This window comes from Aeromicrobium sp. Root236 (assembly GCF_001428805.1).
Taxonomy (GTDB): Bacteria; Actinomycetota; Actinomycetes; order Propionibacteriales; family Nocardioidaceae; genus Aeromicrobium.
The window spans coordinates 1,751,962-1,772,732 of the sequence record NZ_LMIS01000001.1 but is presented as its reverse complement, the minus strand read 5'-3'; the positions used below and the strand labels follow the sequence as shown (position 1 = coordinate 1,772,732).

The following is a 20,771-nucleotide window of genomic DNA, read 5'->3' as shown; positions in this document are numbered from 1 at the left end:
AGGTGCCGAGTGGCCTACGTCTTGCTCGGGCCAGGCACGTTGCCGGGCGGCCGGCGACGTTCCCATGCCTCGAGAATGTGGGCGTTCATGCGCTCCGCGGCGAGGTCGGGGTCCCCCGAGAAGACGGCGTCGCGAATGGCCCGGTGGGCGATGTTGGAGATCTCGCGGTCGTGCTGGGTGGGCTCACCGATGTAGCGCAGGCTTCGGTACGCCTCTTCGGTCAGGCGATTGATGATCGCCCGGCCGAGACGGTTCCCGGACGCCGCCAGGATGGCGTCGTGGAACGCGACGTCTGCGACCGCATAACCCTGTGGATCGTCGATCTTCTGGTCGAGGTCACCCATCCGCTCCTCGATGAGAGCGCGGTCCTCGGGAGTCAGGCGGGTCGCCGCCTCGCGTGCCATCTGCGCCTCCAACGACCGACGGACGCCGACCAGCTCGTCGAGGATCGCGAGCTCGCTGTCATGGCGTACGACGGCAGCGAGCACGATCGGGTTGACGAGATCCCACTCGTTCACCGGCAGGATCCGCGTCCCTTGACCCTGCTTGGCCTGGACGAGTCGCATGGTCTCCAACGCCTTGATCGCCTCGCGAACGACAGGGCGGCTCACGCCGAACGTCTCGGCCAGCATCGGCTCGATCGGCAGGGCAGCACCCTGGGGGAACTCGCCGGAGACGATCCGGTCAACCAGCGTGTCGATGACGGCCGACGCCAGCCTGGCGGGGCGTCGGGGCCACGGCTGGATGACGTCATCAGCGCTCATGGAGCAATCTAAGCACATTAAACGATTGACAGGATACGTCAGACGTTTTATGTTCTAGGTCGTCCGTCAGTGTGACGGCACTCACGTAGAGGAGCACGGATCGATGAGAACTCGACGTTTGGGCGGAACCGCGGTAGCGGTGCTCGCCGTATGCCTGGCCCTGACCGCTGCGGGCTGTGCGAAGCAGGACGACTCCAGTGACGGGCCGGCCGCCAGCGGCAAGTCCGCCAAGGACGTCAAGATCGCGCTCGTGCCGGGCGGCCCGCACCCGTACTTCCAGCCCTGGAAGGCTGCCGGCGCCAAGGCCGCCACGGACTTCAAGCTCGGTGGAAGCACCTTCAACGAGACGGCCGGATGGGACCAGACCAAGCAGAACGACGTGCTGAAGTCGCTGGCGGCTCAGGGCTACAACGCCTTCGGCATCTTCGGTGTCTCACCGGACAACATCAACTCCACGTTCAAGGACCTCGAGCGCCAGGGCTTCCAGGTCGCGTCACTCGCCTCCTGCCCGGCGGGTGACACCAACGCGGCCGCCTTCTGCCTCTCGACCGATGTCGAGACGGCCGCCTACAAGGCCGCCAAGGCCGCGATCGAGGCCATGAACGGCCAGGGCAACCTCGTCCACCTGACCGGCAACAAGGTCGACTCGAACACGCAGCGCCGCATCGCCGGCGTCAAGAAGGCCGTGGGCGAGACCGGCGGCAAGGTGAAGCTCCTCCAGACGATCACCGACATCGACGTCGACCTGCAGACCGCGCAGCGATCGGTCGCCGACCTGCTGGGTGCCCACGGCAGCGACATCGACGGGATCGTGAACACGGCGTACAACCCGGCTGTGGCCTCGGCCGCGGCGGTCAAGAAGTCGGGCCTGCCCATCAAGGTCGTCGCGATCGACGACGATCCCACGATCCTCGCCGGGATCAAGGACGGCTCCGTGTCGGCAACCGTCGTCCAGAACCCCACCGGTCAGGGCTACGTCGGGTCGTACGCGCTCATGAAGCTGTCGACCGGGTGCAAGATGACCACCCCGGGCGTCATCATCGACTCCGGTTCGTTCGTGGTGACCACGAAGAACGTCGACACGTACGACGCCGAGCGCCAGGCCAAGTCGGACGAGGTCAAGAGCGACTTCGACTCGAAGTACCTGAGCTGCTGACATGACCGCGAAGATCTCGGCAGCCTCGGCTCGGCTCGTGGACGTACCGGTGGAAACCGTGCGTACCGATGCCAAGCAGGCGTTCTTGAAGCAGGAGACGATCCTCGTCCAGGTCGACACCGATGACGGTGCGTCGGGACTCGGCTACTCCTACACGATCGGCACGGGCGGGACAGCCGTGCTCGCGATGCTTCGGGACTACCTGCTGCCGGGACTTCTCGGTCAGGACGCGGACGCTGTGGAGGCGGTGTGGCGTCGTACGTACGACGCCACCCGCGCCACCGCGGTCGGTCCGATCACCTCGTTGGCACTGGCGGCGATCGACACGGCCCTGTGGGACCGCCGCTCGCGGGTTGCGAGTCTTCCGCTCAGCATCATCGCCGGCGGCGCCAAGGAGCGAGTGCCGGTCTACGACACCGAGATCGGCTGGTTGCACCTTCCGATCGAGGACCTCGCCGCAGGAGCGAAGGCGGCCGCCTCGGGCGGAGCCCGTGGCGTCAAGATCAAGGTCGGCAAGCCGTCAGCGAGCGAGGATGCCGAGCGGCTCCAGGCCGTACGCCAGGCGATCGGCCCTGACCGTGACCTGATGGTCGACGCGAACCAGGCGTTCACGCTGGTCGAGGCGTTGCGTCGTACCTCGGCTCTGGAAGCCGTCGACGCGCTCTGGTTCGAGGAGCCCTTGCCGGCAGATGACGTCGCCGGCCACGAACGGTTGGCTCGGCAGACCAGCGTCGCGGTGGCGGTCGGTGAGTCGATGTACTCGATCGGCCAGTTCGCCGAGTATCTCGGCCGCGGGGCCGCCGGGATCGCGCAGCCCGATGTCGCCAGGATCGGTGGGATCACGCCGTGGCTGAAGGTCGCTCATCTCGCCGAGGCCCACAACGTCGAGGTGTGCCCGCACTTCCTGATGGAGATCCACGTGAGCCTCTGCGCGGCCGTGCCGAACAGCCGCTACGTGGAGTACATCCCGCAGCTGCGGTCGGTCACCCGGTCCGAGCTCGAGGTCGTGGACGGGTTCGCCGTCGCGCCCACGACACCCGGACTCGGGATCGACTGGGACCTCGACGCCCTCGACAATCTGACGGTCGCCTGACATGACTGATCTCATGACAACCCTTCCCAGCGCGGCAGACCCCGACGCGGGCACCGCCGCGGCGGCGACCCCTCGCCTCCCGTGGTGGGCCAACCCGAGGTTCGGGCTGGTCGTGGTCATCGCCGCACTGGTCGTGCTGTTCTCGTCGCTGCGGTCGTCGTTCCTCAACGTCGACCTGACGATCGTCCCGATGCAGGCCGACCTCAGCGTGTTCGTGGTCGTCGGGCTGGCTCAGCTGGCCGTGCTCTCGCTGGGACACATGAACCTCGCGGTGCCCCGCATGGCCGCGCTCGCCGCGTTCGCGGCCGGTTACACGTACGACTCGTTGCACGCACCCCTGCTCGTCGGACTGCTGGTGGCCCTGCTCGTCGGTGCGGCGGTCGGTGCGGTCTCGGGCCTCATCATCGTCAGCACGGGGGTGAACTCGTTCGTCGTCACGCTGGCTCTCGATTTCGGGCTGTTGGGCCTCGTCTCGATCCTCTACGCCAAGTACGCGGGTGGGGTCGCCTTCAACGCCCATCCCGCAGGCATGGACAGTCTTCGCTTCGACACGATGTCGGACTACTGCACCGGCAACGTCTGCGGTCCGCCGATCCCGCTCGTCGTGCCGTTCGCCGTGGTCGCGGTCATCGTGGTCGGCGTGATCTTCCGGTTCAGCCGGATCGGTCGCGAGGTCCTGATGACCGGCTCGAACGTCCGCGCGGCGCGACTGTCGGGCATCCCGGTGGGCCTCCGGATCACACAGGCGCACGCGCTCTCGGGCCTGCTGTGCGGCCTGGCCGGCTGGCTGCTCGCCATCAACAACGGTGCCTTCTCCGCGACGGTCGGCGAGCAGTTCCTGCTGCCCTCGTTCCTCGCGCCGGTGCTGGGCGGCACGTTGCTGGCGGGCGGGGCGATCAGCGTGATCGGCACCGTCCTCGGCGCGACGCTGACCACCGTCATCCAGAAGGGCCTGAACCTGCTGGAGTTCCAGCTCGACCAGCTCAACATCCTGATCGGCACGGTGCTGCTGATCGCGCTCTCGCTCGACCGTGTCAGGCACGTGGTGGCCGAGAAGAGGGGGACCAGGGCATGAGCACCCGAACCACGACATCGGATCGGGCCTCGACGACAGACCGTTGGAGCCTGCGACGCGTAGGGCAGCTGCCGACCGAGGCGGTTCTCGCGGTCCTCGCGACTGTGGCCTTCGTCGTGCTGGCCCTGACCACGAACGGCAACCTGATGCACGCCGCGACCCTGAAGACCGTGCTGGCCTATCTGGCGGTCCCGATGGTGATCGGCCTCTCGCAGATGGTCGTGCTGGCCGTCGGCCAGATGAACCTGTCGGTCGGCGTCCTCACGGGACTGTCAGCTGTCGTCGGCGCGTCACTGATGGTGGACCGCGGACTCAGCCCGTGGGTCGCGGTGCCGGCTGCGGTTGCGGTCGGCGCGTTTGCCGGACTGTGCAACGGCATCCTGGTGGTGCTGACGCGGATCAACGGCTTCATCGTCACGTTGGCCACCATGACGATCATCTCGGGCCTTCGCTACGGGATCAACGGCACCGGCACCTATCAGGGCTATTCGCCCAAGCTCGTCGACATCGGTCAGTCATCCATCCTTGGTGTGCCGGTCGTGTTCCTCGCCGCCCTCGTGGTCGCCGTCGTCCTGGCCTGGTTCTACCGGCGGACGGTCGCCGGGCGCACCATGCTCGCGAGCGGTGGCAATCCCGTGGCGGCGATGTTGTCGGGCATATCGAACGACCGCAGCGTCGTGCTGGCCCACACGGTGTCGGGCCTGCTGGCGGGCATCGCCGGAATCTTCGTCCTCATGCTGTCGGGAAGTGTCAACGCCAGCATCGGCGACGATCTCCTGCTGCCGAGCTTCGCGGCGCCGATCATCGGTGGAGTCGCACTCGTCGGCGGTGTCGTCAGCGTGCTCGGCACCTGCCTGGCGGCGTTCATCGTGCGACTGGTCGACGTGGCGCAGGCCCAGTACAACATCAACCCGCGATGGGTCGACCTCGTCGTCGGGATCGTCGTGCTGAGTGCCGTGATGGTCAGTCAGCGACGCGATCGGAAGGAAGCAGGATGAGGGTGCACGCGCAAGGGCTGGTCAAGGTGTTCCCAGGTGTCCGCGCACTCGACGGCGTCAACCTGACCCTCGAGCCCGGCTCCGTGCATGCGCTCCTGGGCGAGAACGGTGCGGGCAAGAGCACGTTGATCAAGATCCTCACCGGTGTGCACCGTTCCGACGGCGGCACCGTGTCGATCGACGACGAATCCGGTGGACCCCGCGAGCTGGTGTTCGCCACTCCGCACGACGCGACGGCGGCCGGCATCGGTGTGGTGCACCAGGAACGCAATCTCGTGCCCGCGTTCTCGGTCGCCGAGAACATCGTCCTCCAGAGCCTGCCGAGTCGTCGCGGTGTGGTGGACCGCAGGGAGATGCGCGAGGTCGCGACCCGATGCCTGTCGGAGCTGGACCTCGACCTCGACCTCGACATGCCGGTCGAGCGGCTCTCCGTCGCGCAGATGCAGCTGGTCGAGATCGCCAAGGCACTCGCGACCGACAGCCGGATCCTGCTGCTGGACGAGCCCACCTCGACCCTGACGTCGGACGAGGCCGACAGGCTCTATGCCGTCGTGGATCGCCTCCGGGCCAAGGGCCGGTGCGTGGTGTTGGTCAGTCACAAGCTCGACGAGGTCTTCGCGATCGCCGACACGGTGACGGTGCTGCGGGACGGTCGAAGCGTCGCAGAAGGCCTGCCGCTCAAGGAGCTCAGCCGCGGCCAGGTCATCGACCTGATGGTGGGACGGGCCTTCGAGGACGTCGAGCGCGAGACGGCCCAGCCGGTCGACCGGAGCACTGTTCCCGCCCTCGAGCTCGACGGAGTGAGCACCGCCTCGGGTCACCATGACGTCAGCCTGAGCGTCCATGCAGGAGAGATCGTCGGGCTCTACGGCCTTGTGGGGGCGGGCCGGAGCGAGCTGGCGCGGGCACTCCTCGGACTCGACACGATCACGGACGGCACGGTCAAGGTCCACGGCGACGTGGCCTCGATCGGGTCGGTGAACGAGGCGTTGCAGCGCTACCGCATCGGCTACGTCACCGAGAACCGCAAGGAGGAAGGGGTCTTCCTCGACCAGACCATCAGCCGGAACGTGGCTGTCACGACGTGGCGACGACTCAGTCGATGGGGGATGGTCCGCGACCGCGCCGAGGACGACCTGCTGTCCCGGTATGTCGAGCGGCTGGGCATACGCGTCTCGGGACCTCGCCAGCTGGCCGGTCAGCTCTCGGGGGGCAACCAGCAGAAGCTCAGCCTGGCCAAGTGGCTCGCCGCCGACTGCTCCGTCCTGGTGATCGACGAGCCGACCGTCGGCATCGACGTCCGCACCAAGGCCGCGTTCCACCACTTGATCGCAGATCTTGCCGAAGGCGGGCTGGCCATCCTGCTGATCACGTCCGACCTCCCGGAGATGATCACGCTGGCCGATCGTGTCCTGGTGATGCACAACTATCGCATCTCCGGAGAGGTCGACAACGCCGAGCACCGCTACGAGACGGCCAGCAAGCAGGTCGTACGCCTGATGCATGCCGAGTCCGTGGCATGACGTCCGGCGAAGCGGTGGAACGGCACGGGTCGATGGTCCGGCTCCGGGCGGACCACGAGGCCGAGTACGTCCGCCTCCACGCCGAGGTCTGGCCGGAGGTCCTGCAGCAGATTCGCGCGTCCGGGATCCGCAACTACACGATCTTCCTGCGCGACGGTCTGCTGTTCTCCTACTACGAGTACGTCGGCGACGACCATGCGAGGGACATGGCGGCCATGGCCGCCGATCCGGTCACGCAGGACTGGTGGCGACTGACGGATCCCTGTCAGCAGCCCGTCGACACCGCCGAGCCCGGTGAGCTGTGGGCTCCGTTGCGTCAGGTCTTCCATGCCGACTGAGTGCGAGTCGCGAAGGCCCCACCTGGGTGCCTGCCTCATCGACCAAGGCGCACCTGGTGCCGCTCGCGAAGCAACCCCTTCAAACGTCTCGCCCACCGGCAAGCGCCTTGCCACCACTACGTCCAGGAGCCACACATGACCCGCATCACCTCGCTGCAGGTGACTGACGTCCGGTTCGCGACCTCGCTGTTCCTCGACGGCTCGGACGCGATGAATCCCGACCCGGACTACTCCGCCGCATACCTGGTGATCAGCACCGATGCCGGCGACGGGCTGACGGGAACCGGACTCGTGTTCACGATCGGTCGCGGCAACGACGTCCAGGTGGCCGCGATCCGGCGCGTCGCAGAGCACCTCCTGACGTCGGACGTGGAGGACCTGTTGGCCGACATGGGAGCCACGTCCCGATCACTGGTCTACGACTCGCAGCTGCGCTGGCTCGGACCGGAGAAGGGCGTCATGCACATGGCGATCGGTGCCGTGATCAACGCCCTGTGGGACCTGAAGGCCAAGCGCGCCGGCCTGCCGCTGTGGGACCTGCTCGGACGGATGAGCCCCGAGGAGCTCGTCGAGCTCGTCGACTTCCGCTACTTCGGTGACGTGCTGACTCGCGATGAGGCGCTGGACATCCTGCGTGCCGCCGAGCCGGGCCGTGACGAGCGGCGCGAGCGCCTGCTGGCCGACGGCTACCCCGCGTACACCACGACGCCGGGATGGTTGGGCTACGACGACGCCAAGCTCGAACGTCTCGCGAAGGAGGCTGTCGCCGACGGGTTCCAGCAGATCAAGCTCAAGGTGGGTCTGGACCTGGACGACGACCGGCGGCGGCTGAAGATCGCCCGTGACGCGGTCGGCCCGGACGTCGCCATCGCGATCGACGCCAACCAGCGCTGGGAGGTCGACGAGGCCGTCGCATGGGTGGACACGTTGGCCGAGTTCGACCTTGCCTGGGTGGAGGAACCCACCAATCCGGACGACCTTCTCGCCCACGCCGAGATCGCCCGCGCCATCGCGCCGATACCGGTCGCGACGGGCGAGCACATGGCGAACCGGGTCATGGCCAAGCAGTTTCTGCAGGCCGATGCGGTCCAGGTGCTGCAGATGGACGCCACCCGTGTCGCGGGCGTGAACGAGAACCTCGCGATCCTGCTGCTGGCTGCGAAGTTCGGCGTCCGGGTCTGTCCGCACGCAGGAGGCGTCGGTCTGTGCGAGCTGGTGCAGCACCTCTCGATGTTCGACTTCGTGGCCGTCTCGGGCACGACCGACGGGCGCATGATCGAGTTCGTGGACCACTTGCACGAGCACTTCGTGACACCGGCGGTCGTCACTGGCGGGCGCTACCGGTCGCCTCTGGCGGCCGGCTCCGGCGCGGAGATGCTGGCGGCCTCTGTCGTCGGCAACACGTGGACGCCGGAATGAGCGAGGCCCGGCTCGGCAGGATCGGGCTCGGTTGTGCCTCTCTGGGCAACCTGTACCGCGAGCGATCCGATGACGAGGCGGCAGCTGTGCTCGAGGCCGCGTGGGAAGCCGGGGTGCGCTACTTCGACACGGCTCCCCACTACGGCCTCGGCCTCTCCGAACGCCGTCTCGGGCGCTTCCTGGCCGGCAAGCCGCGCGACGAGTACGTGATCTCGACGAAGGTGGGACGGCTGCTCCGTCCTGACCCGGATGCGGACGACGCCGCCACCGACGACGAGGGGTTCGCCGTCAGCTCGCCACTCCGGCGGGTGTGGGACCTCAGCCCCGGCGGGTTGCGAACGAGTCTCGAGGAATCGTTGGAGCGACTCGGCCTCGACCGGGTGGACATCGTCCTGCTCCACGACCCCGAGCGATCCGGCCGGGCGGACGCCGTGGAGACCGGGATGGCCGGGCTCGCCGCCCTGCGGGACGAGGGCCTGGCGACGTACGTGGGGTGCGGCTCCATGACTCCGGAGACCCTGCTGGCCGCCGTGGAGACCGAGGTCTCGGACCTTGTCATGGTGGCCAATCGCTACACGCTCCTGGACCAGGGGGCTGCTCCCGCCGTCCTCGAGGCGTGCGACCGGACCGGGACCAGAGTCGTGGCTGCGGCCGTCTTCAACAGTGGCCTGCTGGCCGTCGGGGCACGAGCAGGGGCGACCTACGACTACGAGGCGGTTCCTCCCGAGGTCCTGGCCCGCACGGAGCGGATCGAGGCGGTGTGCCGCGAGCACGACGTCGATCTCGCCACGGCCGCCGTGCACTACCCGTTGCTCGACCTGCGCGTCACCACCGTGGTGGTCGGCGCCGACACGCCTGACCAGATCCGGCGCAACGTCGCCCGTCTCGACGAGCCCGTGCCGGGCGCTCTGTGGGCACAGCTCGCTCGCGAGGACCTGGTGCCCCAGTACGCCTGATGGTCAGGTGCGACCTACGTCGCCCTGAGCAGCTCTGCCCAGGTGGCGCGGTCGTCGAGCAGGGCCAGCAGCTGTCGGGCATGGACCTCGTGCTCGGCACCCCGGGCGGGATCGATCGCTGCTCGCTGCCCTTCGCGCACGACATCGAGCAGCTCCGCGCTGCGGGTCCGGGCCGCGGCCTGGGCGATGCGACCGTACGCATGGTGGTAGAAGCCCTGGGCATCGGAGAGCGCCGGTGCGAGGCCGCGCAGCTGAAGCTCGCGGCGCAGGTCGAGCAGCACCACGGCGTCCTGCGCCCACAGTGGCAGGCCCGCGAATCGCGGCGATTGCGGGAAGTCGGCGGGCTGGGACGGGCGTACGAACCAGATGTACGACAGCGCCTCCCACGGGTCGTCGAGCTCGCCGAGGTTGGCGGAGGTGAGCTCCAGCCGGTCGGCGAGCACGACCCGTCGCAGCCCGAGGGCGTCGTCGGTCGACTCGTTGACCCGGTCGAGCATCGATGCGAGCGAGGTCTGCAGGGCGCGTGACTTCGCCGAGACGGGACGCTGACCTGCCGTCGCCTCGGCGGAGCGGTTGCGTCGCCGCACCAGCATGTAGGCAGCGCCCACGGCGGCGGGGACGAGCAACGCGATCCCCGCAACGATCGCCACGGTCACCTGGGCGGCACCGGAGAAGCGATGATCGCCGCTGACCAGGACGATGATCGCGACGACGCCGACCGCCGTCAGGAGCCAGCCGCCGGCGTTGCGCGCGGCGCTCCGGATGCTCACTCCGGGGCGGTGAAGGACCACAGGTGGTCGACGCCGTCCTTGACCGCGACGACGGCGACGTTCTGCGTCAGGTCCGAGCGGTCGAAGAGCTGGCTCGTGCAGGCGCCGACACCGAACCGCTCCTGGAACCACAGCGACAGCGGCCGGCCGCCCATGCCCTGCCAGCCGAAGAACGCAGCCTGCTTCTTGTTGCGCCCCTTGTAGGTCGCCTTCTCGTCCGCCTGGATCAGGTCGACCGGAAGGGCGGAGCTGATCGCGGCGTCGATGGCGGCCAGGTCGGGCGTCGTCGTCGACGGGTCCCAGAACACCCGGATCACGAAGCCGGTGCCCTTGCCGCCGGGTGCGGTGAAGCCGCGGTAGGTCCCGACGTAGCGCTCATCGGCCTGGCTCCACAGCTCGAAGGCGGCCTTGGCCTGCTTCTCGGCGCCGATGACCTTGGGCTCGTCGGTGAGGGCGAGGAACGCCTCGGGGGAGGTCATGGATGCGGCGATCTGGGCGTGGTCCGGCACGAGAGGTCCTTTGTCGACGGGAAGCGGCGGCACGAGTCTAGGGGAACCGAGACAGAGCGTCGCACCCCGCGGCCGGCGGCGTGCCGAGCGGAAACATCACATGTCTCTTGTGACAAAGGTCATACGTATGATAAGTCTTCTCCGGGGGCATCGACGCCCACGATGAGAGAAAGCGATCGACCATGAAGTTGACGTCATACTCGCGGAGAAGGATGGGACGGGGTGGCCGTACGACTGCGGCTCTCGCGTTGCTCGGCACCGGCATTGTCCTGGTGTCGACGCTCGCGCCGACCGCCGCGGAAGCCCGACCGGCGACGACCTACTACGCCGCGCCGGACGGCAAGGACGGCGGGCACTGCAGCCAGGCCAAGCCGTGCTCGCTCGAGCGCGCCCAGCACGTGGTGCGGCCGGCTGCCAAGCAGGGCGACGTGACCGTCCAGCTCGCCGACGGGACGTACCGCCTGTCCGACCCGCTGAGCTTCGACGCGAACGACGGCGGCGGTGACCACACGATCACGTGGGCAGCAGCCCCCGGCGCACACCCGGTCATCACGGGTGCCTCGAAGGTCTCCGGCTGGACCAGGTCCGACGCCGGCAAGGGCATCTGGGAGGCAAAGACTCCCGAGGGGCTGGACAGCCGCCAGCTGTACGTCGACGGCAAGATCGCGCCTCGCGCCGCGATTCGACTGGCGAACGCGGACGTCCAGCCGACGGCTACGGGCTTGACGATCAAGAACCCGGCGCTCAGCTACCTCGCGACGCTCCCGGACCAGGGACGCATCGAGTTCGAGTCGCTCGGGGACTTCACCAACCGCTACTCGCCGGTGAAGAGCATCAGCCCGACGGAGATCACCATGGCGCAGTCGGCCTGGGACAACAACACCTGGGGCTGGGACACCGTCCAGAACTCGTTCCTGGCCGGACCGAGCTGGTACCTCGACAACTCGCTCAGCTTCCTGACGCAGGCCGGGCAGTGGTTCATCGACCCGGGCAAGGGCACGCTCTACTACAAGCCCGCAGACGGGGTCGACCCCAACAGCCTCAGCATCGAGCTGCCGCGGCTGGAGTCGCTGATCAGCATCGGCGGGACGTACGACGAGCCGGTCGAAGGACTCGCCTTCAAGGGCATCCAGTTCTCCGGCACCTCGTGGCTCGGCCCCTCGACCCACGGCTACGGCGACCAGCAGAACGGCACGTTCATCAAGGAGGCGTACGACTACCGCCCCGCTGACGCGTTCACGAGCTGCTCGCGCGGCTGCGAGATGTTCGAGCGCGCTCGTACGAGCTGGTACCAGGAGCCGGCGGCTGTGCAGGTCTCCGCCGCCAGCCGGGTCTCGTTCACGGAGAACACCTTCACCAACCTCGGCTCGTCGGCACTGGGCATCGGCAACGACGCCAACGCGACCGTGACGGGTGTCGGTCTCGGCGCCAGCGACATCGACGTGGTCGGCAACCGCTTCATGGAGGACAGCGGTCACGGCATCGTCGTCGGTGGCGTGCTGCCGGACGCGCACCACCCCAGCGACGTACGGATGACCAACAAGGACATCCGTCTGGAGAACAACACCGTCGACCGGGTCGCCGTGGACTACAAGGACAACAGCGGCATCCTCAGCACGTACGTGACGAACGCGAGCATCCTGCACAACGAGGTCTCGCACGTCCCGTACGACGGCATCGACACCGGCTTCGGCTGGGGCATCAACGATGCGGGCGGGTCGAACGACTACGTCGATCGTGGCTACTACAAGTGGAACACGCTCTACACGACGCCGACCACGCTCAAGAACACCCGTGTGGAGGGCAACCTCGTCCACGACACCAAGTCGCGGTTCGCTGACGGCGGCACGCTCTACAACCTCTCGGCCAACCCGGGAGCGGTCGTGGCGAAGAACTACCTGTTCAACATCTCCGGTGTCGGCCTCTACCTCGACGAGGGCTCGCGGTCGATGACGTGGGAGAACAACGTGGTCCAGGGTGGCTCGTTCGTGTTCACCAACGCGTACAGCCTCCGCAACAACACGAGCGACAACGTCATCCAGAACAACTGGTACAACTCCGGGGGAGTCTCGGCCCCCAACGCTGCCGCGCACAACAACAAGCTCATCAACAACGTGAAGGTGAGCGGGACCAACTGGCCCCAGGGTGCGCGCGACGTGATCTGTGCGGCGGGCGTCGCCCCGCAGTACCGCACGGCGCTGAACGCGAACCAGTCCGGCTTCCCGGGCTGCCCGGCTCCGTGACCGCGGACCAGGCGTAGCGACAGGACGCCGGTGACACCTCGACGAGGTGTCACCGGCGTCGTCGTCTCAGCGCACGACGGGGTCGGTGACCTCTGCGGCGAGCTCGGCGCGGGTGATGGCGCCTTCCCAGTCGCCGGGCACCCGGCACACGGCGGCACCCGCCGCGACTGCGGTCTCGAGGCACTCGGTCAAGGGCCGGTCCCGGGTCAGCTCCGCCAGGTAGCCGGCGACGAACGCGTCACCGGCGCCGACGGTGTCGACGACGTCCACGCGTACGGCGCTCGCCCGCGCCCGGCCCTCCCCGGATCGCGCGAGGGCACCGCGCTCGCCGAGCTTGAGGACGACCGTCGACGGACCCAGGCTGCCGAGCGCCTTGACGGTGTCCCACGGATCAGACGTCGGGTCACCCACCAGGAGGGCTGCCTCGTCGAGCCCGGCGAACAGCACGTCCGACCGTGCGGCGAGCTCGCGGTAGACGGGAGTGGCGGCCTCGGCGCTCCAGAGGCGCGAGCGATGGTTCACGTCGAACGAGATCGTCAGGCCGGCGTTCTGCGCGCGTCGTACGGCCTCGGTCACGGTCGTGGCGGCAGAGCCGGACAAGGCGGGCGTGATGCCGGTGAGGTGCAGGACGCCGAACGTGGACCAGTCGACGGCACCCAGGTCAGCGGCGTTGAGCGTGCTGCCGGCGCTGCCGCTGCGGTGGTAGGTGATGACCGTACGCCCGAGCGCGTCGCGCTCCTTGAGGAGCAGGCCGGTGGGTTGGTCGACGACCGGTGCGATCACGTCGACGCCCTCGGCCCGTAGCTCTCGGACCACGCGTCGACCCAGGCCGTCGGCTCCCACGCGGCCCAGCCACGTGACGCCGGTGCCCAGGCGGGCCAGTCCGATGGCGACGTTGAGCTCCGCGCCGCCAACGCCTGCGCCGAGGCTCGCCGCGGTTGCCAACGTCTCGGTCGTACGGATGACGCCGAGCGCCTCGCCGAGCGTGAGGACGTGCTTCATGACGCCGCCAGGGTGGTCGCCGTGGCTCGGGCCAGCTGCTCGATGGCCGCGAAGTCGCGGTCGAGCAACGCGGATCGAGGGGTCAGCCAGCTGCCGCTGATCGCCGCGACGGACGGGACGGCGAGGTAGTCGGCGGCGCTCTCCAGCGAGATGCCGCCACTCGGCAGGAACCTGACGTCGGGGAACGGCCCCGCGAGGGCGGTGAGGAAGGCGGGGCCACCCAGGGAGGCCGCGGGGAAGACCTTGAGGAGCGACAGGCCGAGTCGCAGGGCGTGCTGGACCTCCGTGGCCGTGGCGACGCCCGGGATGACCGCGACCCCTCGCGTACGAGCGCGCGCCACGACATCGCTGTCGAGCCCGGGGCTGACGATGAACTCAGCGCCGGCGTCGACGCAGTCATCGACCTGCTGGGGGGTCAGCACCGTGCCGGCGCCAGCGATGAAGCCGTCGACCTGCGCAGCCTCCCGGATCGCGTCGATGCCTGCGGGCGTCCGCAGCGTGATCTCTGCACACCCGATGCCGCCGGCCAGCAGCGCTTCGGCCATGGGTCGCGCCGCTCCGGGGTCGTCGATCACGACGACCGGGACCATGCGGAGCCGCGACAGCTGGGCGGCGACGTCGTTCATCGCGCCAGCCAGCCGCCGTCGACCGGCAGCACGATGCCGCTGACGTAGTCCGACGCCGGCGAGGCCAGGAACACCGCGGCCCCGGCGAGGTCGGCGGGACGTCCCCAGCGGCCGGCGGGGATCCGCTCGAGGATCGCGCGGGAGCGGTCCTCGTCGTCCTGCAGCGCCTGGGTGTTGTCCGTCGCGATGTAGCCGGGGGCGATCGCGTTGACCGTCACGCCGCGTCCGGCCCACTCGTTGGACAGCGCGCGGACGAGGCCCAGGAGCCCGGACTTCGCGGCGGCGTAGCCCGGCACGTTGATGCCGCCCTGGAAGCTCAGGAGGCTCGCCGTGAAGATGATCTTGCCCGCGCCGCGGTCGAGCATCCCTCGGCCGACGGCCTGGCTGAGCGCGAACTGGCTGGACAGGTCGACCTCGAGGACCCGGTCCCACGACGCGAGCGAGTGCTCGGCGGCGGGTGCGCGCTCGATCGTGCCGGCGTTGTTGACCAGGATGTCGATCTCGCGCTCGGCGAGCTCGGCGCCGAGCGCCTCGACGGCAGCGCGGTCGGAGAAGTCGACGGCCCTGGCCTCGAAGCGTCGCCCGTGCTTCTCGACGGCGGCCGCCGCGGCGCTGCCCTCGGCCTCCATCGACGCGCTGATGCCGATGATGTCGGCGCCCGCAGCAGAGAGGGCATCGGCGAACGCCAGGCCGATGCCCCGACGGGCACCGGTCACGACGGCGAGCCGTCCGGTGAGGTCGAACGGGCCGGTCATGACGCCGCCCCGTCCTGCACGGCCACGAGCATCTTCATCGCGGTGCCGGCCTCGAGCCGCGCGAACGCGTCGGCCGTGGCTTCCAGTGGCACGACGTCCGTGATCAGCTCCTCGGCAGGGATCACGCCGTCGACGATCAGCTGGACGGCTCGGTCGAAGTCCTCGCGCTCATAGACCCGCGCGCCCAGGATGCGCAGCTCGCGCCAGAACACCCGCTGCAGGTCGAGCGGCCGAGGTGTCGGGTGGATCGCGACCACGACGATCGTGCCGCGCACCTTCGCCAGCGCGGTGGCGGCCAGGACCGCCGCCGGCGCGCCGGACACCTCGAACACGACGTCGGCGCCGGCTCCCGACGTCCACTCGGTGACGACGGACTCGACGTCCTCCTGCGCGGCGTTGAGCGTACGGAATCCGAGCGCCTCGACCTGCTGAAGCCTGGTCGGATCGACCTCGGAGACGCAGACCTCGGCGCCGGCGTGCCGGGCGACGGTGGCGATCAGCACGCCGATCGGCCCGCCGCCCAGGACGACGACCTTGTCGCCCGCCGTCAGCTCCGACCGGCGTACGTCATGGGCTGCCACCGCCACCGGCTCGACCAGGGCAGCGTGCCGCAGGGATGCGCCGTCCGGCAGGCGTACGACGACCTGCTCGGGCACGGTCCACAGCTCCTGGAGCGAGCCGGGGGAGTCGATGCCGATGAAGTTGAGGTGATGGCAGAGGTGCTGGTGCCCGGCCAGGCACGCCGGGCACGTCCCGTCCCAGTCCAGCGGCATCACGGTCACGCGATCACCGGGTGACACCGTCGTGACGCCGGGTCCGGTGGCGGCCACCGTGCCGCTCATCTCGTGGCCGAACACCAGCGGGCGGTCGACCCGCGCGTCCATGTTGCCGTGCACGATGTGCAGGTCGGTGCCGCAGAGGCCGGTGTAGGCCACCGTGATCTGCACCTGTCCTTCTGCCGGCTCGAGCGGGTCGAGGCGTTCGGTCCTCACGGTTCTGTCGCCGACGTACTGGGCTGCGCGCAACGGAGCTCGTCCCTTCGATCTCATCCGGGCGGCCTCTGAAAGGCCAGTTGATAGGTAATACATCATACCTTAGACTGAGCCGGGCCGGCGGGTCCTCGCCGATTCGCAACGGGATGAGGGAGCGTCGTGGGACAGTCAGCCGTGGGAGCCATGAAGCGACGGGACTACCGGCGAGGCGGATCGTTGACCGAGCTCGGCCTGGGAGGTTCGCAGCTCGGGAACCTCTTCCAGGAGTCGACCGATGCGGAGTCAGAGGCCGCGGTCGTGGCCGCCTGGCAGGCGGGCATCCGCTACTTCGACACCGCTCCGCACTACGGCCTCGGGCTGTCGGAGCGACGCCTCGGCCGCGCCCTGGCCGGTCGGCCTCGCGACGAGTTCGTCATCTCCAGCAAGGTCGGCCGGCTGCTCGTCGACTCCCCGGAGACGGCGGATCAACAAGATGACGACGGCTTCGTCGTCCCGGCGGCGACCAAGAGGGTCTTCGACTTCACCCGGGACGGCGTGTTGAGGTCGGTCGAGTCCAGCCTCGAGCGGCTGGGCCTCGACCGACTCGACATCGCCTATCTCCATGATCCGGACGACCACTGGGAAGAGGCCTCCACGACGGGTGTCGACGCACTGGTCGAGCTCCGCGACCAAGGGGTGGTGGGTGCGATCGGGGCCGGGATGAACCAGTCGGCGATGCTCGCCGAGTTCGTCCGCCGCACCGACGTCGACATCATGATGGTCGCCGGTCGCTACACGCTGCTCGACCAGTCCGCCGCCGACGACCTCCTGCCGATGGCCGCCGAGCGCGGCGTCAGCGTGGTGGCTGCGGGCGTCTACAACTCCGGCATCCTCAGCACGTCGTCGGTGCCGGATGTCGCTCACTTCGACTACCGGGCGGCGCCCGCGGCGATTCTCGACAGGGCGCGACAGATCCAGGCCGTGTGCGACCTCCACGGCGTCGACCTGCCGTCCGCGGCGGTCCAGTTCCCGCTGCGGCGGCCCGACATCGCGTCGGTGGTGCTGGGCATCCGTACGGCAGCGCACGCGACCTCGTCGGTCGAGCGGGCGACCGCCCCGATCCCTGAGGAGTTCTGGACCGCGCTGACCGACCAGGGGCTGGTGCGCGCGTGACGTCCCGGCGCGCCGTGGCCCGCCCCGTCGCCCGCATCTGCGCGGGTGGCGAGATGATAGGACGTATGAGGTCATGTGGGCTCGGTTGAGATCTCGCACCACGTCAGGAACCGCCCCGAGGAAATGGAGTCAGCGCGCATGAGTGGTCGAGGCCAGATCAAGGATCTGCAGGCGCCCGAGACCCGGGAGCGCCCGTCGGACATGTTGATGCGCGCGATCGTCGACTCGATCGTCGCCGGTCGCTACGAGGCGGAGCAGGCGCTTCCGCCGGAGGCCGCCCTGGCTGAGCACTTCGGGGTCAGTCGCACGATCGTGCGTGAGTCGATGAAGCGGCTCGAGGAGAAGGGTCTGGTGGCCGTGCAGCAGGGCCGCGGGACGCTCGTGCGCGCGCACGCGAGCTGGAACGTCCTCGATCCCATCGTGCTGGGCGCGGTCATCGCCCACGACGAGGAGCTGCACACCCTCGACGAGCTCACCCTGGTCCGGGGCTCGCTGGAGGGCGTCATGGCCGCGCAGGCCGCGGAACGCGCTGGTGAGGAAGGGCGCTCCGAGCTCGCCGCGGCGCTCGACCAGATGGTGGCGCTGACCGACGACTACGCCCAGTTCAGCGAGGCCGACGCGGTGTTCCACCGCACCGTCATGGACCTGTCCGACAACTTCCTGGCGAGCAACATCGCCTACACGCTCTACAGCCGCGCCCGCTCGTTCGCCCGGTTCGAGGGCGATCCGCCAGCTGACGCCATCGACCTGACGCTCTCGGAGCACCGCGCGGTCTACGAGGCCATCGCCGCCGGGGACGTCGCCGCGGCACAACGCGCCATGACCGATCACATCGTGGGCTCCTGGGAGCGCCGCAACCCGGCCCGCAAGTCCTGATCAGTCCGCGCGTATCCCAAGAAAAGTGACCCGGTTCACACAAAACCCTTGCGCAAACATCACACGTATGATGTGCTATCTCCGCTGCCGACCACGGCAGACCTGTGACAGTGGAGGAACTGAATGAACCGCATCCAACCCCGCCGCCTGGTTCGGCAGATCGGCCTTCTCGGCGTCCTGAGCGTGACCGCCGTGGCCGTCCTCTCGGGATGCTCGAGCAGCGGAAGTGACAGCTCGGACGGAGGTCGCGGATTCTCCGAGGCCAAGCAGGACAAGAACAGCACGATCACCGTGTGGGTCGACGCGACCCGCGTCCCGGCGGTGAAGGCGTTCCAGAAGGCGAACCCGTCGATCAAGGTCAAGACCGTCACGTACGACGGATCGGCCAACGGGTCCAACTCCTTCAAGACGAAGATGTCCCTCTACGACCGCGCCGGCAAGGGCTGGCCCGACGTCGTCTTCTCGTCGCAGAACAACGACGCCTCGTGGGCGACTCAGGGCGTCGCCGGCAAGCAGCCCTTCGCCGCACGCCTCGACAAGGGCCTGATCCCCGCGGATACGCTGTCCGGCTTCGCCAAGGGCTCCCTCAACCCGTGCACCGTCGACGGTGGCGTCTACTGCCTCCGCAACGACCTGGCCCAGACGGTCCTCTGGTACGACAGCTCGCTGCTGAAGAAGTTCGGCTACGCCGTGCCCAAGACGTGGGAGGAGTACCAGGCGCTCGGCGAGAAGGTCGCCAAGGAGCACCCCGGCTACATCGTCGGCTCGGTCGGCGACACCTGGACGCCCGAGGTGTTCATGTGGTCGAGCAAGTGCCAGGCCAACGACGTGACCGACATCCGCAAGGTGACGGTCAAGACCGACTCCACCGAGTGCAAGCGCGCCGCGTCGATGCTCGACACCCTCGTGGCCAACAAGTCGCTGACCAAGCTGAGCGTCTTCACCCCCGACTTCGTGAAGACCTACACCGGCAAGGTCCTGCTGATGCCCGGACCGGCGTGGTTCGCCGGTGCGATCTTCAACAACAAGGAGTCGCTCAACGTCCCCAAGGGCCGCCTGGGCGTCGCCGCACCGCTCGCGTGGGACGGTGACTCCGCCGTGGCGGGCAACGTCGGCGGCGGCACGTGGTTCATCTCGAGCCACTCCAAGAACCTGGCCAACGCCGCCACGTTCGCGAAGTTCGTCACCACGGACGACGCGTACCAGGTGGACCTCGGCCCGGGCTACCCCGCGTACGCGGCAGCAGCCGACAAGTGGGTCCAGAAGCAGGAGTCCTCGGGCTACTACGCGACCGACCTGTCCGGCCTGACCTCGGCCGCCGGTCTGGTCTGGGACGGCTGGGGCTTCCCGTCGTTCAGCCAGGAGGCGATCTGGGCCAAGACCATCACGCCGCTGATCTCCTCGGGCAAGTCGATCGAGGACAATCTGGACACCTGGGGCACGGCCATCAAGAACCAGGCGAAGGTCAACGGTTACCAGGTCAATGACTGAGGTGACCACCACGCAGTCGGCCGGCCCGGAGACCCCGGGCCGGCCGGCGGCCGCCGATCACCACCCACATCCGAAGGAGGCGGCACGGATGACCAAGGTTCGCAAGGGCCGCACGCGATCGATCGGTGCGCTGTTCGTGACGCCGTACGCGTTGTTCATGCTGGCGTTCGGCGTCCTGCCGGCGCTCTACGCGATCTACCTGTCCGTGACCGATGTCGACGGCGGGTTCACGCCGACCGCCAACTTCTCGAAGGTCATCGGCGACTTCAGGTTCTTCGCCGCCGCCCGGCACGTCGCGTTCTTCCTCGGGATCTGGCTCGCGGCGCTGCTCGTGCTCGTGGTCTTCCTCGCGATCGTCGTGCACGCCATCCGGGCCCGCTGGCTGAGTGCCAGCGCCCGGCTCTTCTTCTACCTGCCCGGCGCCCTGGCGGGGGCCTCGAGCGTGATGCTGTGGCTGTTCGTGCTCGATCCGGTCGCCAGCCCCGCTGGTCCGCTGCTGCGCGCGATGGGCATGGACAGCTTCACCAACGTCATCCAGCCCGATCACCTCCCGCTGATCTTCGCCATCATCGCGTTCTGGACGGGTGCGGGCGGCTGGATCATCGTGATGTACGGCGCGCTCAACAACATCTCGACCGAGATCATGGAGGCGGCCCGCATCGACGGCGCCAACCCGGTCCAGGTCGCGATCCACATCCAGCTGCCGCTGCTGCGCAAGTGGATCGCCTACATGGCGGTCCTGTCGCTCGCGGCCGGCACCCAGCTGTTCGTCGAGCCCTCCCTGCTGTCGCAGGCGAGCAACGCCGTCGTCCCGAACGACTACTCGCTCAACCAGCTCGCCTATCAGTACGCGTTCGACCTGAACGACTTCAACGGCTCCGCGGCGATCTCCGTGCTGCTTCTCATCGTCGCCCTGGTGCTGTCTGCCGTGTTCGTCACCAAGGGCGGCCTGTTCGAAACCGAGGACGTATGAGTACGACCCTGGCGGCTCGAGGCAGCCGCGTGGACCGGGCCCGGACGGCCTCGAGGCTCA

General features: G+C 68.6%; 20 protein-coding genes. 13 read left to right on the top strand and 7 right to left on the bottom strand.

The features are described from left to right. Positions 1-14 precede the first annotated feature (14 nt). On the bottom strand, positions 15-764 hold the full coding sequence (locus tag ASE12_RS08960; protein WP_056399433.1) for a FadR/GntR family transcriptional regulator: 750 nt from the start codon (positions 762-764) through the stop codon (positions 15-17). Between the two features lie 103 nt (positions 765-867). On the opposite strand from ASE12_RS08960, the gene ASE12_RS08955 reads away from it, so the two are divergent. From ASE12_RS08955 to ASE12_RS08920, 8 genes are all read left to right on the top strand, one after another. Beyond that, positions 868-1,920, top strand: coding sequence for a sugar ABC transporter substrate-binding protein (locus ASE12_RS08955; RefSeq protein WP_056399430.1), 1,053 nt, complete (start codon positions 868-870; stop codon positions 1,918-1,920). Between the two features lies 1 nt (position 1,921). Further along, positions 1,922-3,013, top strand: a complete 1,092-nt coding sequence (locus ASE12_RS08950) for a mandelate racemase/muconate lactonizing enzyme family protein (RefSeq protein ID WP_056399428.1) — start codon at positions 1,922-1,924, stop codon at positions 3,011-3,013. 13 nt (positions 3,014-3,026) lie between these two features. Beyond that, positions 3,027-4,088, top strand: a complete 1,062-nt coding sequence (locus tag ASE12_RS08945) for an ABC transporter permease (protein WP_056404687.1) — start codon at positions 3,027-3,029, stop codon at positions 4,086-4,088. Next, a complete protein-coding gene (locus tag ASE12_RS08940; RefSeq protein ID WP_082582173.1) occupies positions 4,085-5,086 on the top strand; it encodes an ABC transporter permease in 1,002 nt (333 codons plus the stop codon). The genes ASE12_RS08945 and ASE12_RS08940 overlap by 4 nt, the downstream gene beginning before the upstream one ends. After that, entirely contained in the window at positions 5,083-6,609 is a 1,527-nt protein-coding gene (locus tag ASE12_RS08935) for a sugar ABC transporter ATP-binding protein (protein WP_056399426.1), read from the top strand. The genes ASE12_RS08940 and ASE12_RS08935 overlap by 4 nt, the downstream gene beginning before the upstream one ends. Continuing rightward, on the top strand, positions 6,606-6,947 hold the full coding sequence (locus ASE12_RS08930; RefSeq protein ID WP_082582172.1) for an L-rhamnose mutarotase: 342 nt from the start codon (positions 6,606-6,608) through the stop codon (positions 6,945-6,947). Before ASE12_RS08935 ends, ASE12_RS08930 begins: the two co-directional genes overlap by 4 nt. Before the next feature lie 135 nt (positions 6,948-7,082). Further along, the gene (locus ASE12_RS08925) at positions 7,083-8,366 is read left to right on the top strand and encodes an enolase C-terminal domain-like protein (RefSeq protein ID WP_056399423.1); all 1,284 of its coding nucleotides are present in this window, start codon (positions 7,083-7,085) and stop codon (positions 8,364-8,366) included. Next, positions 8,363-9,322, top strand: coding sequence for an aldo/keto reductase (locus ASE12_RS08920; RefSeq protein ID WP_056399422.1), 960 nt, complete (start codon positions 8,363-8,365; stop codon positions 9,320-9,322). Before ASE12_RS08925 ends, ASE12_RS08920 begins: the two co-directional genes overlap by 4 nt. A 14-nt stretch (positions 9,323-9,336) precedes the next feature. Here ASE12_RS08920 and ASE12_RS08915 read toward each other — a convergent pair whose 3' ends face one another. After that, complete coding sequence (locus tag ASE12_RS08915; protein WP_056399421.1) at positions 9,337-10,092, bottom strand: hypothetical protein; 756 nt, start codon at positions 10,090-10,092, stop codon at positions 9,337-9,339. Next, on the bottom strand, positions 10,089-10,601 hold the full coding sequence (locus ASE12_RS08910) for a hypothetical protein (protein WP_056399420.1): 513 nt from the start codon (positions 10,599-10,601) through the stop codon (positions 10,089-10,091). The genes ASE12_RS08915 and ASE12_RS08910 overlap by 4 nt, the downstream gene beginning before the upstream one ends. Before the next feature lie 182 nt (positions 10,602-10,783). Here ASE12_RS08910 and ASE12_RS08905 point away from each other — a divergent pair, with 182 nt between their 5' ends. Further along, positions 10,784-12,844 (top strand): right-handed parallel beta-helix repeat-containing protein, encoded by a 2,061-nt coding sequence (locus ASE12_RS08905; protein WP_200954990.1) that lies wholly within the window; start codon positions 10,784-10,786, stop codon positions 12,842-12,844. Between the two features lie 66 nt (positions 12,845-12,910). On the opposite strand, the gene ASE12_RS08900 is transcribed toward ASE12_RS08905, so the two are convergent. From ASE12_RS08900 to ASE12_RS08885, 4 genes are read right to left on the bottom strand one after another with little or no spacing between them, the layout of a single operon-like run. After that, positions 12,911-13,846, bottom strand: coding sequence for a sugar kinase (locus tag ASE12_RS08900; RefSeq protein WP_056399419.1), 936 nt, complete (start codon positions 13,844-13,846; stop codon positions 12,911-12,913). Continuing rightward, complete coding sequence (locus ASE12_RS08895) at positions 13,843-14,472, bottom strand: bifunctional 4-hydroxy-2-oxoglutarate aldolase/2-dehydro-3-deoxy-phosphogluconate aldolase (RefSeq protein ID WP_056399418.1); 630 nt, start codon at positions 14,470-14,472, stop codon at positions 13,843-13,845. Before ASE12_RS08895 ends, ASE12_RS08900 begins: the two co-directional genes overlap by 4 nt. Then, positions 14,469-15,227 (bottom strand): SDR family oxidoreductase, encoded by a 759-nt coding sequence (locus ASE12_RS08890; protein ID WP_056399413.1) that lies wholly within the window; start codon positions 15,225-15,227, stop codon positions 14,469-14,471. The genes ASE12_RS08895 and ASE12_RS08890 overlap by 4 nt, the downstream gene beginning before the upstream one ends. Continuing rightward, complete coding sequence (locus ASE12_RS08885) at positions 15,224-16,219, bottom strand: zinc-binding dehydrogenase (protein ID WP_200954989.1); 996 nt, start codon at positions 16,217-16,219, stop codon at positions 15,224-15,226. Before ASE12_RS08885 ends, ASE12_RS08890 begins: the two co-directional genes overlap by 4 nt. 159 nt (positions 16,220-16,378) lie before the next feature. Between ASE12_RS08885 and ASE12_RS08880 the strand changes: the two genes are divergently transcribed. The 4 genes from ASE12_RS08880 (at position 16,379) to ASE12_RS08865 (ending at position 20,711) form a co-directional block, all read left to right on the top strand. Beyond that, positions 16,379-17,371, top strand: coding sequence for an aldo/keto reductase (locus ASE12_RS08880; RefSeq protein ID WP_235508879.1), 993 nt, complete (start codon positions 16,379-16,381; stop codon positions 17,369-17,371). A 138-nt stretch (positions 17,372-17,509) separates the two neighbouring features. Beyond that, positions 17,510-18,247: a FadR/GntR family transcriptional regulator gene (locus ASE12_RS08875; protein ID WP_056399410.1), complete on the top strand. Its 738-nt coding sequence runs from the start codon at positions 17,510-17,512 to the stop codon at positions 18,245-18,247. Positions 18,248-18,370: 123 nt separating this feature from the next. Next, entirely contained in the window at positions 18,371-19,738 is a 1,368-nt protein-coding gene (locus ASE12_RS08870; protein WP_056399409.1) for an ABC transporter substrate-binding protein, read from the top strand. After that, positions 19,731-20,711, top strand: a complete 981-nt coding sequence (locus ASE12_RS08865) for a carbohydrate ABC transporter permease (RefSeq protein WP_200954988.1) — start codon at positions 19,731-19,733, stop codon at positions 20,709-20,711. Before ASE12_RS08870 ends, ASE12_RS08865 begins: the two co-directional genes overlap by 8 nt. The last annotated feature ends 60 nt before the right edge of the window (positions 20,712-20,771 follow it).

Coding starts and splice junctions, on each gene's coding strand:
- ASE12_RS08925 (WP_056399423.1), top strand. CDS start 7,083: ATGACCCGCATCACCTCGCTGCAGGTGACTGACGTCCGGTTCGCGACC.
- ASE12_RS08960 (WP_056399433.1), bottom strand. CDS start 764: ATGAGCGCTGATGACGTCATCCAGCCGTGGCCCCGACGCCCCGCCAGG.
- ASE12_RS08935 (WP_056399426.1), top strand. CDS start 5,083: ATGAGGGTGCACGCGCAAGGGCTGGTCAAGGTGTTCCCAGGTGTCCGC.
- ASE12_RS08955 (WP_056399430.1), top strand. CDS start 868: ATGAGAACTCGACGTTTGGGCGGAACCGCGGTAGCGGTGCTCGCCGTA.
- ASE12_RS08945 (WP_056404687.1), top strand. CDS start 3,027: ATGACAACCCTTCCCAGCGCGGCAGACCCCGACGCGGGCACCGCCGCG.
- ASE12_RS08940 (WP_082582173.1), top strand. CDS start 4,085: ATGAGCACCCGAACCACGACATCGGATCGGGCCTCGACGACAGACCGT.
- ASE12_RS08905 (WP_200954990.1), top strand. CDS start 10,784: ATGAAGTTGACGTCATACTCGCGGAGAAGGATGGGACGGGGTGGCCGT.
- ASE12_RS08930 (WP_082582172.1), top strand. CDS start 6,606: ATGACGTCCGGCGAAGCGGTGGAACGGCACGGGTCGATGGTCCGGCTC.
- ASE12_RS08895 (WP_056399418.1), bottom strand. CDS start 14,472: ATGAACGACGTCGCCGCCCAGCTGTCGCGGCTCCGCATGGTCCCGGTC.
- ASE12_RS08950 (WP_056399428.1), top strand. CDS start 1,922: ATGACCGCGAAGATCTCGGCAGCCTCGGCTCGGCTCGTGGACGTACCG.
- ASE12_RS08890 (WP_056399413.1), bottom strand. CDS start 15,227: ATGACCGGCCCGTTCGACCTCACCGGACGGCTCGCCGTCGTGACCGGT.
- ASE12_RS08870 (WP_056399409.1), top strand. CDS start 18,371: ATGAACCGCATCCAACCCCGCCGCCTGGTTCGGCAGATCGGCCTTCTC.
- ASE12_RS08920 (WP_056399422.1), top strand. CDS start 8,363: ATGAGCGAGGCCCGGCTCGGCAGGATCGGGCTCGGTTGTGCCTCTCTG.
- ASE12_RS08900 (WP_056399419.1), bottom strand. CDS start 13,846: ATGAAGCACGTCCTCACGCTCGGCGAGGCGCTCGGCGTCATCCGTACG.
- ASE12_RS08865 (WP_200954988.1), top strand. CDS start 19,731: ATGACTGAGGTGACCACCACGCAGTCGGCCGGCCCGGAGACCCCGGGC.
- ASE12_RS08875 (WP_056399410.1), top strand. CDS start 17,510: ATGAGTGGTCGAGGCCAGATCAAGGATCTGCAGGCGCCCGAGACCCGG.